Below are 13,648 nucleotides of genomic sequence, written 5' to 3' on the forward strand. Positions count from 1 at the left end.
ACATGACCGAGGACCTGAGGTCCCTCCATGCCCCGGTCGAAGCGGAGTTCACTGCTCCGGGGACCCTGACGGACAGCGTCACCCTCATCATCCCGACCTTCAACGAGGCCGGAAACATCGTGGAGTTGCTGCGCCGGCTCGGTGACGCGCTCCCCGAACACCTGCCCTGCGACGTGCTGTTCGTGGACGACTCCACGGACGACACCCCCGCCGTCATCGAGAAGGCGGCCGTCGACCACCCCTTCCGGGTGTCGGTGCTGCACCGCGAGGTGCCCGAAGGCGGCCTCGGCGGCGCCGTCGTGGAGGGGATCCGGCGGGCGGACACCGACTGGGTCGTCGTCATGGACGCCGACCTCCAGCACCCGCCCCACCTGGTGCCCGAACTCGTCGGCGAGGGAGTGCGCACCGGCGCCGACCTCGTCGTGGCCTCCCGCTACATCAGCGGCGGCAGCCGGGCGGGGCTGGCCGGGAGCTACCGGATCGCGGTCTCGCGGGGCGCGACCTGGCTGACCAAGGGCCTCTTCCCGCGCGCCCTGCGCGGGATCAGCGACCCGATGAGCGGCTTCTTCGCGATGCGCCGCTCGGTGGTCACCGCGGACGCCCTCAAGCCGCTGGGCTACAAGATCCTGCTGGAGCTGGCGGTGCGCTGCCGGCCCGGCAAGGTCGCCGAGGTGCCGTTCGTCTTCCAGGACCGCTTCTCGGGCGAGTCCAAGTCCACGGCACGCGAGGGCATGCGCTTCCTGGCGCACCTGGCTTCGCTGCGCTCGGCCACACCGCTGGCGCGGATGATCGGCTTCGGCCTGATCGGGCTCTCGGGCTTCGTGCCGAACCTGGTCGCGCTGTGGCTGCTGACGCACGCCGGGATGCACTACCTCCCGGCGGAGATCCTCGCCAACCAGGCGGGCGTGCTGTGGAACTTCGTACTCATCGAGGTGCTGCTCTTCCGTGACCGCAGGCGGCACCGGCACTGGGCGGACCGGGTCGGGCGGTTCGCGCTGCTCGCCAACGCGGACCTGCTGCTGCGGATCCCGCTGATCGCGGTGTTCGTCGCGAAGCTGGGGATGGCGGTGCTGCCGGCCACCGCCCTCGCGCTGGTCACCACCTTCGTGCTGCGGTTCGCGGCGACGGAGGCCCTCGTCTACCTGCCGCGCAAGGCGCCCAAGGCGTAGCGGCGTCGCAGGAGCCCAGCCGAGCCGCACAGAAGGGAACTTTTCATGCGTCCGAAGATCCGGCGGAGGGCGGGGCGGCGGGCCGCCCTGCTGACCGTCGGGGCGATGACCGCGGGCCTGCTGATGACAGCGTCGCAGCAGGCCACGGCCGGAGCGCCCAATCTGCTCTCCAATCCCGGTTTCGAGACGGCCGGTGCGCCCGGCTCCGACATGCCGTCCTGCTGGAACAAGTCCGGCTGGGGCGACAACGACTTCACCTTCGCGACCGTCGCCGACGCGCACACCGGCACCAAGGCGATGAAGGTCACGCTCACCCGCCGGGTCTCCGGCGACCGCAAGGCCCTGGTCACCGAGAACGCCGCGTGCGCGCCGACGGTGACGCCGGGCAAGCAGTACGACCTGTCCGCCTGGTACAAGTCGAACACCCCGGACGTGTCGGTGACGGTGTTCCGCCACGACACGACGGCCGGCTGGCAGTACTGGACCGACCTGCAGAACCCGCCGGTCAGCGCGGCGTGGGCGCGTACGGAGGTCCGTACGCCGGCGGTCCCGCCCAACACCGACAAGATCGCCTGGGGCATATCGGTCTACGGGGTGGGCACGCTCACCACCGACGACTACGCGCTGGAGGAAGTGGGCGCTGTCCCGCCGCAGCCGTCCTGCACGGGCACGGCCGAGGAGTGCGCCAAGGGCAAGTGGGAGGTGATGGCCACCAAGAACCCCGTGCGCTCGATGCACGCCGTCGTCCTGAAGAACGGCAAGGTGCTGCTGATCGCCGGGTCGGGCAACGACATCTCCCAGTTCAACGCGGGCACGTTCACCTCCGCCGTCTACGACCCGGTGAACGGGACGGTCAAGACGATCCCGACGCCGGTGGACATGTTCTGCTCGGGCCACGTGCAACTGTCCGACGGCCGGGTCCTGGTGATGAGCGGCAACAAGGGGTACCCGTCCGCCGACGGCAAGATCGGCTACCAGGGGCTGAAGGACTCGTACACCTTCGACCCGACGACCGAGACGTACACGAAGACCAACGACATGAACGGCGGCCACTGGTACCCGTCGGCGACCATCCTCGGCAACGGTGACGTGATCTCCTTCGGCGGTCTGAAGGAGGACTCCACGGGCAACGTGACCGCGGAGAAGTTCTCGGCCGCGCAGAACAAGTGGCTGCCGATGAACGAGGTCAACCAGACCTGGTCGTACTGGGGCCTGTACCCGTCGATGATCCTCATGCAGGACGGGCGGCTCTTCTACTCGGGCAGCCACACCTTCGGCAACGGCACGCCCGGTACCGGCTCTTCGATCTACGACTACGACGCCAACACCATCACCGACGTGCCGGGCCTGCGGAACAAGGACGAGCGCGACGAGTCCGCGAGCGTGCTGCTGCCGCCCGCGCAGGACCAGCGGGTCCTGACCATCGGCGGCGGCAACAACGAGCGCAACCCGGCGGCCAACCGCCTCACCGACATCATCGACCTGAAGGCGGCGAGCCCGACCTACACGGCCGGCCCCGACCTGCCGCAGGGCCAGGTCGACCAGGGTGCGGGCAAGCGGCCGCAGACCGGGGCCGAGGGCAAGATGTTCGTGTCCGCGGTGCTGCTCCCGGACGGCAAGGTGCTGGAGACGGGCGGCGGGCTGCACGACCGGGCCGACCCGGTCTACGAGGCCTCGTTCTTCGACCCGACCACCAACACCTACCAGGCGGGCCTGGCCACCGACCCGATCCCGCGGACCTACCACTCCGGTTCGTTCCTGCTGCCGGACGGCCGGGTCATGTCGGTGGGCGACAACCCGGGCAACGGCACCTACAACCACAACGTGTCGATCTACACCCCGCCCTACCTGTTCAAGGGGGCCCGCCCGCAGATCACTTCGGTGATCGACAACCAGTGGGTGTACGGGGACACGCAGCGGATCACCGTGAACAGGGCGGTCGCCAAGGCGGAGTTGATCCGGCCGGCGGCGGTCACCCACTCCTCGGACCCCAACCAGCGGTTCGTGGACCTGCCGATGACGGTCGTCAACGGCACCACCATCGACCTCAACGTCACCAGCAACCCGAACCTGGCGCCGCCCGGCTGGTACATGCTGTTCGCGGTCGACGCGAACGGCGTCCCGTCCATCGCGCAGTGGGTGCACCTGGGCGGCCCGCCCGCGCTCGCGGCGGCGGCCGGCGCCGATCAGCCCACCGCGCACGAGCACACCTTCGCGAACGAGCTGGCGCCCGCGAAGGAGAACCCGGGCCGGCGGGACTCCGCCCCGGTGGCGCCGACGGTGGCGGGCTGCGACCGGCACTACGGCACGGTCAACGTGTGCGTGCCGACGCGCTTCCCGGCCGAGGTGAAGGAGACGACGAAGGCCCGCTGCGACTGGCTGGCCGCCCACCAGTACCCGAAGCGGATGAAGGTCAACGGCAGCGACCCGCTCCGCCTCGACCAGGACCGGGACGGCTACACCTGCTAGCGGCCCGCGAAGCACGCGCATGACCGGGGCCCGGCCGCACACAGCGGCCGGGCCCTCGTGCGTACAGGACCATCCGGACCAATCGGGCGGCGCGTGAGGGTGAGAATCCGGGGCGGTGCGTGACCTCCGCGTTCCGGGGCCGCCACCTTCGTTCGACGTGGACACCACTCACATCCCCGCCGGCGGGGAACACAGAGCGACGGAATCCGAGCGCTGCGTCTGCGGCATCCTCCCGCCCTACATGCTCGAAAGACTGACCGAAGCCGACGACCCCAGGATCCGTGAGGCCGCCGAGAAGACCCTCACCGCCGACGCCGAGATCCGGCAGAAGCGCAAGGAGGCGCCCAGGGAGGTGGAGGGCGCGGTCCCGGCGGGGCCGGCCGTCCTCCAACGGACGGTCTTCGACACCCACAACACCAGGAACCTGCCCGGCGATCAGGTCAGGGCCGAAGGAGAAGACCCGGTGCTGGACGGCACGGTCAACCGGGCCTACAACCTCCTCGGTCTCACCTTCACCTTCTTCAAGGAGGTCTACGGGCGCCGCTCGATCGACGACGCCAACCTGCCGCTGGACGCCACCGTCCACTTCCGCCGCAAGTTCAACAACGCCCTCTGGGACGGCGAAGCGATGATCTTCGGCGATGGGGACGGGCTGGTCTGGAACGACTTCACGCTCGATCCCGCCGTCGTCGCCCACGAGATGACGCACGGGGTCACGCAGTTCACCGCCGACCTGGTCTACGAGGACCAGTCCGGCGCCCTCAACGAGTCGGTCTCCGACGTCTTCGGCAGCCTCGTCAAGCAGTTCACCCGCGGTCAGACCGCGGAGGAGGCCGACTGGCTCATCGGCGCCGGCCTCTTCACCCCCCTGATCCAAGGGCAGGCCCTGCGCTCGATGCGGGCGCCCGGTACCGCCTTCACCGACGACCGGGTCTGGCCGGGCGGGGACCCGCAGCCGGATCACATGGACAAGTTCCAGGAGGTGGACTTCGACGAGGGCGGTGTCCACATCAACTCCGGCATCCCGAACCACGCCTTCTACCTGATCGCGAACCAGATCGGCGGCTTCGCCTGGGAGAAGGCGGGCCGGATCTGGTACGACACCCTCACCTCCGGCGAGCTGCCCAGGCGAGCCACCTTCCGGCAGTTCGCCCAGGCCACCGTCGAGTCCACGAAGAAGCGCTTCGGGCAGGGGCTGGAGCTGGAAGCGGTCCTCAAGGCGTGGGCCCACGTCGGCGTCAACGGCAACAACCATGGCTGAGCCGTGCACATCCGCGTGACCAGGAGCGGCGGCTTCGCCGGGTTCCCGGTCAAGGCCGAACTGGACACGACCGGTCGGCCCGACGCGGCCGAGCTGGAGCGCCTCGCGACCGCGGTCCTCACCCAGACGGGTCCGGGGCCCGTGGCGGTGGTACCCGACGGTTACCGGTACTCCGTCACGGTCGACGACCGCACGGTCGAATTCGCCGACCCGAAGATCACCGAGGAACAGGAGGAACTGGTCGAACGGGTCCTGCGGGACGGCTCCTAGCCGGGTCACCCGCATTCCGGTGCGCCGACGGGGCGACCCACCGGAATGCGGGCCCCGGCCCGTCGTGCGATAACGGCATCATGAGGCAGTCGCCCACGGCCACGGCCGCAGAGATCAAGATCAGCTTTGCCGGAGGGGAGGCGGAGGCGGCCTTCGACGCCCTGGAGCTCGACCGGGACGAGGGGCGCGCCCGCGTCATCCACTTCTGGGACAGACCGAAGAAGGCGGCCGGCGCCGGAGTCTCGCTGCCCCTGCTGGACCGGGGGCTCATCCTGCGCCTGCGGCGGGACGAGGAAGGCCCCGACTCCAAGCGGAAGGCGGACCTCACCGTCAAACTGCGCCCCTGCCCCCCGCTTCCGGGCGAGTGGCAGGAGGAGCGGGAAGAGGAGGACTGGGAATTCCGGGCCGAGGAGGACAGGGCCGGACCCGCGTTCACGCCCGTGCTGTCGGCCTCGCTGGAGGCCGATCGGAAGTTCGCGGCGGCCCTCGAAGCGGAGGCGGGCGGGCTCGACGGCACGCTCATCGATCCGCAGCTGGAACTGCTGGAGGCCGCCGGGACGGCGGTGGACGACCTCGACGGCCTGACGGCGCTCGGCCCGGTGCACGCGGTCAAGTGGAAGCAGGACTGGGACGGCCTGCCCGGCTCCGTGGCGATCGAGGAGTGGACCACCGGCAACGGGCTGCGGTTCCTGGAGGTGTCGGTGCGCGCGGACCTCGGCGAGGCGGCCGGCGCGCAGGACCGGCTCGGCGAGGCCTTGGAAGAGCGCGGTCTCACCCTGCCGCAGACCGGTGAGACCAAGACCCGGACGGTGCTGACCGCCCTCGCCCGCGACCTGAAGCCCTGACCGACGCGGCCGCGGCCGCGCCCTCGCCCGCGGGCGGTCGGGCCGGACCGGCGCCGGTCAGTGCGAGTAGGCGGCGAGCGAGATGCCGACGTAGTGCGCCACGAAGGCCGCGAGCGTCAGCGAGTGGAAGACCTCGTGGAAACCGAAGAAGCGGGGGGACGGGTTGGGCCGCTTCATCCCGTAGATGACCCCTCCCACGCTGTACAACAGGCCGCCGACGATCACCAGCACGAGGACGGCGATGCCGCCGGTGCGCATGAAGTCGGGGAGGAAGAAGACGGCCGCCCAGCCCATGGCGATGTAGCAGGGGGTGTACAGCCAGCGTGGGGCGCCGACCCAGAAGACGCGGAAGGCGATGCCGGCCGCGGCCGCGATCCACACCGCCCACAGCAGGCTGCGCCCGGTGGACGGCGGGAGCAGCAGCACGGTCAGCGGCGTGTAGGTGCCCGCGATGATCAGGAAGATGTTGGCGTGGTCGAGCCGTCGCAGGATCGCCTCGCCGCGCGGGCCCCACGTACCGCGGTGGTAGACCGCGCTGACGCCGAAGAGCAGGCAGGCCGTGAGGATGTAGACGCCGCAGGCGACGCGCGCCTTCGTCGAGTCGGTGAAGGCCATCAACACCAGGCCCGCGACGACCACGGCGGGGAACATTCCGGTGTGCAGCCAGCCGCGCATCAGCGGCTTGGCCTCCGGCTCTGCCGGTGCGGCGGCGGCGTCAGAAGTCATGGGCCACATGCTACCTACGGGTCCGTAGCTTTCCCTTGGTCCTCTTTACGGAAGATTGACGGACGTGGCGATGCTCACGTGAGAGGCCCTCTGGACATATGCGCACATCCACCGGATGATCAGATGAGTGCGGTCGACACCGGATGAGCGGAGCGCGAAGCGTCCGGGTCGCAGCCCCCACGGGGCCTACACCAAACAAACCCCTCAACAAGGAGCAATCGTGGCGCGCGACAACGCGGCTCCCACCACTTCCGTCCCGACGACCCACGCAGGACTGATCTCCTGGGTGGACGAGATCGCTGCCCTGACCCAGCCCGACCGCATCGTCTGGTGCGACGGTTCCGAGGCCGAGTACGAGCGCCTGTGCGAGGAGCTCGTCGCCAAGGGCACGTTCAAGAAGCTCGACGAGACCAAGCGCCCGAACTCGTACTACGCCGCCTCCGACCCGTCCGACGTCGCGCGCGTCGAGGACCGGACCTTCATCTGCTCCGAGAAGGAAGAGGACGCGGGCCCGACCAACCACTGGAAGGCCCCGGCGGAGATGAAGGACCTCTTCTCGGGCGAGAAGGGGATCTTCCGCGGCTCCATGAAGGGCCGCACGATGTACGTCGTCCCCTTCTGCATGGGCCCCCTCGGCTCCGAGCTCTCCGCGATCGGCGTCGAGATCACCGACTCCGCCTACGTCGCGGTCGCCATGCGCACCATGACCCGCATGGGCAAGCCCGTCCTCGACGAGCTCGGCACCGACGGCTTCTTCGTCAAGGCCGTGCACACCCTCGGCGCCCCCCTGGAAGAGGGCCAGGCGGACGTCGCGTGGCCGTGCAACACCACCAAGTACATCTCGCACTTCCCCGAGACCCGCGAGATCTGGTCCTTCGGATCCGGCTACGGCGGCAACGCCCTGCTCGGCAAGAAGTGCTACGCCCTGCGCATCGCGTCCGTCATGGCCCGCGACGAGGGCTGGCTCGCCGAGCACATGCTGATCCTCAAGCTCACCCCGCCGGCCGGCGAGGGCGAGACGAAGTACGTCGCCGCCGCCTTCCCGTCCGCCTGCGGCAAGACCAACCTCGCCATGCTGGAGCCGACCATCCCCGGCTGGACGGTCGAGACCATCGGCGACGACATCGCCTGGATGCGCTTCGGCGAGGACGGTCGCCTCTACGCGATCAACCCCGAGGCCGGCTTCTTCGGCGTCGCCCCCGGCACCGGCGAGCACACCAACGCCAACGCCATGAAGACGATGTACGCCAACACCGTCTTCACCAACGTCGCGCTCACCGACGACGGCGACGTGTGGTGGGAGGGCATGACCGAAGAGGCGCCCGCGCACCTCATCGACTGGAAGGGCAACGACTGGACTCCGGACTCGGAGACCCCCGCCGCCCACCCCAACGCCCGCTTCGCCGTCCCGGCCTCGCAGTGCCCGACGATCGCCCCCGAGTGGGAGGACCCCAAGGGCGTCCCGATCTCCGCGATCCTCTTCGGCGGCCGTCGCGCCTCCGCCGTGCCGCTGGTCACCGAGTCCTTCGACTGGAACCACGGCGTCTTCATCGGCTCGAACATCGCCTCCGAGAAGACCGCCGCCGCCGAGGGCAAGGTCGGCGAGCTGCGCCGCGACCCCTTCGCCATGCTGCCGTTCTGCGGCTACAACATGGGCGACTACATGGCCCACTGGGTCAAGGTGGCCGCGGACAAGGACCAGTCCAAGCTCCCGAAGATCTACTACGTGAACTGGTTCCGCAAGAACGACGCGGGCAAGTTCGTGTGGCCCGGCTTCGGCGAGAACAGCCGCGTCCTGAAGTGGATCGTCGGCCGCCTCGACGGCACCGCCGAGGGCACCGAGACCCCCATCGGCATCCTCCCGACCAAGGACTCCCTCGACCTCGACGGCCTGGACCTCCCGGCCGAGGACCTGGACTTCCTCCTCACCGTCGACAAGGAGGTCTGGCGCGAGGAGGCCGCCCTGGTCCCCGAGCACCTGAACACCTACGGCGACCACACGCCGAAGGAGCTGTGGGACCAGTACCACGCGCTCGTCGAGCGCCTGGGCCGATAGCCCGAACCCGGTAGCACCGGGACGAAGAACGTGGGAGCCCCCGACCAAGCGGCGCCCACCGCTGTGGGAGCCCCCGACCAAGCGGCGCCCACCGCAGCACCCGGCCTCCTTCAGGAGCGTTGTCCGCGCTCCTCCAGATAGGTCGTGTGCGACTGCTGACGGCCGGCTTCCGCCTCGCGGAGGTCGGCCGTCAGTCTTTCCGCCTCCGCGTGCAACAGGTCCAGCTGCCGCTCCAGCTGACGCTCGGGCGACTCGCCGCCCGGCGTCAGCCGCGCCCACCAGCGCGTCCGGTTGTAGGTGTCCACGCACTCCGGCACGTCCCGGCGCACCGCACGCGACACCGCGTGCACCGACTCCGGATCGGCGACGAGGACCTCCGCCACCCAGCCCGGATCGAGCAGCGCCTCGTAGAAGCCCAACAGCTCGGTCAGCCGGTCCCCGGCCGCCCGCGGCAGCTCCACCCCGGACAGGTACGTGCGCAGCAGCCCGAAGTCCGCCCGCAGCACGTCGAGTTCCGCGTTCGGATCGAAGGGCGGCGGCGCCGTCCGCTCCGGCGGGGCGATCAGCGCGCCCGCCCCGTACAGCCCCGCCACCACCACCGGCCACCACGCGCCGGCCACCCCCGTCAGGGCGAGGCCCACGCCGGCCACGCCGCAGGCGCTGCCCGCCAGGTTCTTCTTCGACTCCAGGAACCGGAGCACCTTGCCGCTACTGGTAGCCACGGATCTCCTCGAACGCTCCGTTCAGCGAACCGTTGCCCCCGGTGGCGTCGAAGAGCCGACCGCCGGTCAGTTCGGTGATGTGGGTGAGCTCCTTGCGGTCCGAGTCCCCGAAGAGCACCGCGAAGACCGGCGTGGCCTTGCGCTCCTCGGGCAGCCCCGCGTAGAAGGAGTCGAAGTGCTTGGCGCCGACCCCTTCCGTGTTCGCCCCGTCCGTCATCAGCACGATCGAGGTGAAGGCGTCCTGCCCGCCCTTGCCGATGTGCTCGTACGCCGCCTCCAGACTGCTGTAGATCGCCGTACCCCCTTCCGGCTTCAGGCCGCTGATGTCGGCGCGGATCGCGTCCAGCGCGGCCTGCTGCCGGCCCGGCTCCACCACGTACGGGTGGGTCGACTTCACCTTCGAACCGAAGGCCAGCAGCGTGACCTCCTCGCGGTCCCGGAACCGGTGCCCCGTCTCCGAAGTCCCCGTGCCCGTCAGGTCGGTGAGCGCCGCCTTCAGCCGCCCGATCCGGTCCTCCTCCGACATCGAACCCGAGGTGTCGAGCACGTACACCGTCCGCGAGGGCCGGCGCAGCTCGTTCTCGTACGAGGCCAGCAGCCCGTCGGCGACCTGCCGCGAACCGGGGAACGGCAGCTCGCGCCGCTTGTCCGCGCCCAGCCCGGCCGCCGGGGACACCCCGGCCGCGACCGGCCGGCGGAACGTCTGCGCGGTGATCGCCTGCTGCGCCTCGGGCCCGCGCAGCCAGTCCGTCAGCACCCGCCCCGACTCGCGGGCCCCGGCCGGGGCCGAGGTCAGCAGGGTCAGCGGGTAGTGCGCGGTGACCACACCGTCCGCCGGCCGGATGACCTGCAGGTTCGTCTTCGAGTCCCGGTTCATGGAGAGCAGCACGGACTCGTAGTTGACCAGCGCGTCGACGTCCGAGCGCTTGGCGTAGGCGGAGGCCAGCCACCCCGAGGAGCCCGAGGTCAGCTTCTGCCCGGAGAAGAACTCCTTCAGCTTCGGCTGCGCCGCCTTCACGTCCGCGTCGGTCAGCGCGGCCTGCGCGCCGGAGAGGCCCGAGGCCACCGAGATCAGCGCGGAGAAACCGGAGTTGGAACGCACCGGGTCCGTCATCCCGTACGTCAGCTTCCCGGCGGCGACGGCCTCGTGGACCTTGGACCAGGTGACGTCGGCGGGCTGCCAGCCGAGCCGCGCCAGCGCCTCCGGCTTGACGCCGAGGGCGACGGGCGAGGACATCACCGGGGTCTCGTTGGCGAGCTTCCCGGCGGCTTCGGGGCGCAGCCGCAGGTAGTCGTTGGAGGACAGCCAGATCGCGTCGTACTTCCCGTCGGCCTTCCCGGAGGCGACCTGCTCGACGGCGTCGAGCGTCCCGGACCAGGTCAGCTCCACGGTGACCCCCGTGGCCTTCTTGGCCTGCTCCAGCACGGGCTTCATGTCGGCGATCTCGCTGGAGGCCAGCACCCGCAGCGTGCCGTCCTTGTAGACGGAGGGCTTCGGCCCGCCGCCCGCCCCGGACGACTCGGAACTGCACCCGGCTGCGGCCACCATCCCGACGACCGCCAACGCGGCCACCAAGGCCCGCCGCCGGATCCGGCTTCGCCGCCTCCTCCAGCTCCGCCGGGCGACATCCGGCCCCTCCGGCGTTGGAGGAGCGGGGTCCGGGGCGCAGCCCCTGGCTCGGGAAGGGGCGGGGTGGGGGAGAGCCCCGCGCAGCGGCCGTCCCCCGGGCTCGGCTCCGCTCACTGCGACGCACCCCCCTCAAGGGCGGAGGCGGTCCGCGTCCGCGCCAGATGGTCGGACGCGGACCGCAACTCGTCCGTCAGCGACTCCACCGTCGCCGCCATGCTCTCCGTCGCCTGCACCTTGAACGTGTCGATCGCGTCCAGCGTCTTGTAGATCTGCGCGAACGCCACCCGCAGGGTCTCCGCCCCCACCGCGGGATCCGCCGCGATCCGCTGGATCTCGCCGCTCTGCGAGGACAGCATCTCCGCGTTCCCCCGGATCAGCTCCTCCGTCGTCCCCCTCAGCGCGTTGACCTGCTCGATCACCTTCTTCTGGTTGTCGAGGGCCGAGGCCAGCATCACCGCGATCCGCAGCGCCGACACCGTCGTCGTCGCGGCCCGGTCGACGCCCTTGATCAGTTCCTCGTTGTTGCGCCGGACGACGTCCATCGCCAGGTAGCCCTGCGCGCACACCGCGAGCTGCGTCAACAGGTCCTGGTGCTTCTGCCGTACGGGGAACAGCACGTCCGCCCGCATCGCGTCGGCCGCTTGCGGATCCGTGAGCTCGGTGTCCGCGATCCGCTGCCCGACGGCCGTGTCCAGTGCCTCGGTGAGCACCGCGTACTCCTGGAGCTTGCCCATGGTCTCCCACAGCCGGGCCCGCTCGGTGTGCAGGGCCGCGTTGTCGCGGCGCAGCTCGTCCTGGCCGCCGCGCAGGGCACCGACGATCCGGTTCAGGGTCGCCTGGGAGGAGGCGTACTTCGCCACGTGATCGCGGAACCGGTTGCCGCCCGGCAGTTTCGAGAACAGCTTGCCGAGCCCCTTCGCGGGAGCGTCCCGCGGATCGAGGTCCTCCACGGTGCGCCGCAGCTCGACGAGCGACCCGGCGACCCGGGCCTGGGCGTCGCCGCCGCCGTCCGAGCCGAGGGAGCGCACGGCCCGCTCCAGCATCCGGTTGGACTGCTGGGAGGCGCTGCGGATGTCGGCCGTGCCGAGCCCGGCGATCTCGCCGATCCGCGTCACGAACTCGGGGGAGCGGGCGTCGATCCCGGCGAGCCGGCCGACGTACTCGTCGGCGCGGCGGGCCATCTCCTCGCGCACGCCGTCCTGGAGCGGTACCAGGCCGGAGGCCTGCTCGCGGCGGACGGGGGCGACGGGCTCGGGAGCGCTGAGGACGAAGGTGCCGTCCTCGGGTGGCGTGAGTGTCATGTGGTGGTTCCCCCCTAGCCCTTGGCGCGCTGTGCGAGCGCCATCAGGATCTTGACGGTGGGCGTGCCGACCTGGCGGATGCCGGTCAGGCCCGAGTTGAGGTGGTCGGCGTACGGGGCGGTGGCGGCGGCGAACTGGGCCGCGCCCTCCTGCGGGCGGAACCCGCGCTGCATGACGAGATCCCGCAGCCTGGGGTCGGTGGTGAGGAGGGCGCCGAGGTCACGGGCCTTCTCGTTCAGCGGCACGAAGGTGTGCGCCGAGTTGACCGTGGTGTCCGGGTAGAGCACGACCATCTCGCCCGGGTCCTGGTGCTGGAGCAGCATCGAGGCCACCTGGGACTCGTACGCCAGGATCAGGGGTTCGCCGCTGCCGCTGACGAAGGCCCGGAACGGGCCGTCGGTGCTGGGTTCCAGGGCGCCCTGTACGGAGATCAGCTTGCGCATCAGCGGCGCGGTCCGCTCGATCCCGGCGTCGTCGGCCACGACGGTGTTGCCGTTGGCGACGTTGGAGGCGAGGGCGAGGAAGAGGGCGCCCGAGTTGGAGGTGGCCGGGTCGGTCGTCTTGACGAACACCCTGCCGGCCAGCTCGGGGTGGGCGGCGGCACCGGGCAGCTGCTGCCAGTTGCGGTCCTCCTCGGCCGCCTTGAGGAAGGGGCCCATGAGCAGGGTCCCGGTGTTCTTGCCGGACATCTTCACGAGGCCGCCGTCGGCGAGGACCTTGGCGGCGCTCGGGCGGGCGATGACGACGAGCGGGGAGAAGAAGGGCTTGGCCTCCTGGGCTCCCTGGATCCCTGCGGCGGCCTCGACCTCCTTGGCGGGCTCACTGCTGCTGGGGAAGGCGAAATCGAATTCCTTGAGGGCGAGTTTGTCCATCGCCCAGGAGCCGGAGGATTCCGCCTTCACGGTGTAGCCCTTGTCGGCAAGGGCTTTGACGACGTCAGGGTCGCGGAAGAAGTCGGACTTCTCCGAGCCGATGACGCCACGCACGGTCTTCGTTGCCGTGGATTCCGGGCCCTGTCCCTTGAGGAGGACGACGGCTGCGACGCCGCCGATCAGGAGGAGGCCCAGGATGATTCCCAGGATGCGTCTCACGGGTGCAGCGTGCTCGCGGAAACCCACATTCCGCGTCGAGTTGAATGAACGTCGGGTGACGGGGCGGTCCCACTTCGAAATGCTGTGTGGGCCCGGTGGTGCTGGTGG

At 70.4% G+C, this 13,648-nt stretch carries 11 protein-coding genes; 6 read left to right on the top strand and 5 right to left on the bottom strand.

Going from position 1 to position 13,648, the window contains the following annotated elements; genetic code table 11:
- Positions 1–2: 2 nt before the first annotated feature.
- The 5 genes from ACFYZL_RS02765 (at position 3) to ACFYZL_RS02785 (ending at position 6,014) form a co-directional block, all read left to right on the top strand.
- Entirely contained in the window at positions 3–1,169 is a 1,167-nt protein-coding gene (locus ACFYZL_RS02765) for a glycosyltransferase (RefSeq protein WP_384751199.1), read from the top strand.
- 45 nt (positions 1,170–1,214) lie between these two features.
- On the top strand, positions 1,215–3,638 hold the full coding sequence (locus ACFYZL_RS02770; protein WP_384751196.1) for a galactose oxidase-like domain-containing protein: 2,424 nt from the start codon (positions 1,215–1,217) through the stop codon (positions 3,636–3,638).
- Positions 3,639–3,879: 241 nt separating this feature from the next.
- Positions 3,880–4,899: a M4 family metallopeptidase gene (locus ACFYZL_RS02775; protein ID WP_384751226.1), complete on the top strand. Its 1,020-nt coding sequence runs from the start codon at positions 3,880–3,882 to the stop codon at positions 4,897–4,899.
- A 3-nt stretch (positions 4,900–4,902) separates the two neighbouring features.
- Positions 4,903–5,169 carry a protealysin inhibitor emfourin gene (locus ACFYZL_RS02780; protein ID WP_384751185.1) on the top strand — a complete coding sequence of 89 codons (267 nt, stop codon included), beginning with the start codon at positions 4,903–4,905 and terminating at the stop codon, positions 5,167–5,169.
- Positions 5,170–5,249: 80 nt separating this feature from the next.
- Complete coding sequence (locus ACFYZL_RS02785; RefSeq protein WP_388675425.1) at positions 5,250–6,014, top strand: hypothetical protein; 765 nt, start codon at positions 5,250–5,252, stop codon at positions 6,012–6,014.
- A gap of 57 nt (positions 6,015–6,071) precedes the next feature.
- Here the strand turns inward: ACFYZL_RS02785 and ACFYZL_RS02790 are convergent, their stop codons facing one another.
- Positions 6,072–6,740: a hemolysin III family protein gene (locus tag ACFYZL_RS02790; RefSeq protein WP_384751179.1), complete on the bottom strand. Its 669-nt coding sequence runs from the start codon at positions 6,738–6,740 to the stop codon at positions 6,072–6,074.
- A gap of 220 nt (positions 6,741–6,960) precedes the next feature.
- Between ACFYZL_RS02790 and ACFYZL_RS02795 the strand changes: the two genes are divergently transcribed.
- Positions 6,961–8,796 carry a phosphoenolpyruvate carboxykinase (GTP) gene (locus ACFYZL_RS02795; RefSeq protein WP_384751176.1) on the top strand — a complete coding sequence of 612 codons (1,836 nt, stop codon included), beginning with the start codon at positions 6,961–6,963 and terminating at the stop codon, positions 8,794–8,796.
- Between the two features lie 110 nt (positions 8,797–8,906).
- Here ACFYZL_RS02795 and ACFYZL_RS02800 read toward each other — a convergent pair whose 3' ends face one another.
- The 4 genes from ACFYZL_RS02800 to ACFYZL_RS02815 form a co-directional block, all read right to left on the bottom strand.
- Positions 8,907–9,518: a hypothetical protein gene (locus tag ACFYZL_RS02800; protein WP_384751174.1), complete on the bottom strand. Its 612-nt coding sequence runs from the start codon at positions 9,516–9,518 to the stop codon at positions 8,907–8,909.
- On the bottom strand, positions 9,505–11,067 hold the full coding sequence (locus ACFYZL_RS02805) for a substrate-binding domain-containing protein (protein ID WP_388675859.1): 1,563 nt from the start codon (positions 11,065–11,067) through the stop codon (positions 9,505–9,507). The genes ACFYZL_RS02800 and ACFYZL_RS02805 overlap by 14 nt, the downstream gene beginning before the upstream one ends.
- 191 nt (positions 11,068–11,258) lie before the next feature.
- On the bottom strand, positions 11,259–12,449 hold the full coding sequence (locus tag ACFYZL_RS02810) for a toxic anion resistance protein (protein WP_384751171.1): 1,191 nt from the start codon (positions 12,447–12,449) through the stop codon (positions 11,259–11,261).
- A gap of 14 nt (positions 12,450–12,463) precedes the next feature.
- Positions 12,464–13,540: a hypothetical protein gene (locus tag ACFYZL_RS02815; RefSeq protein WP_384751170.1), complete on the bottom strand. Its 1,077-nt coding sequence runs from the start codon at positions 13,538–13,540 to the stop codon at positions 12,464–12,466.
- Positions 13,541–13,648: the final 108 nt, after the last annotated feature.

This window comes from Streptomyces sp. NPDC001717, from assembly GCF_042892775.1.
In the GTDB taxonomy this organism is placed as follows: Bacteria; Actinomycetota; Actinomycetes; order Streptomycetales; family Streptomycetaceae; genus Streptomyces.

Coding starts and splice junctions, on each gene's coding strand:
- ACFYZL_RS02785 (WP_388675425.1), top strand. CDS start 5,250: ATGAGGCAGTCGCCCACGGCCACGGCCGCAGAGATCAAGATCAGCTTT.
- ACFYZL_RS02790 (WP_384751179.1), bottom strand. CDS start 6,740: ATGACTTCTGACGCCGCCGCCGCACCGGCAGAGCCGGAGGCCAAGCCG.
- ACFYZL_RS02805 (WP_388675859.1), bottom strand. CDS start 11,067: ATGGTGGCCGCAGCCGGGTGCAGTTCCGAGTCGTCCGGGGCGGGCGGC.
- ACFYZL_RS02810 (WP_384751171.1), bottom strand. CDS start 12,449: ATGACACTCACGCCACCCGAGGACGGCACCTTCGTCCTCAGCGCTCCC.
- ACFYZL_RS02775 (WP_384751226.1), top strand. CDS start 3,880: ATGCTCGAAAGACTGACCGAAGCCGACGACCCCAGGATCCGTGAGGCC.
- ACFYZL_RS02770 (WP_384751196.1), top strand. CDS start 1,215: ATGCGTCCGAAGATCCGGCGGAGGGCGGGGCGGCGGGCCGCCCTGCTG.
- ACFYZL_RS02765 (WP_384751199.1), top strand. CDS start 3: ATGACCGAGGACCTGAGGTCCCTCCATGCCCCGGTCGAAGCGGAGTTC.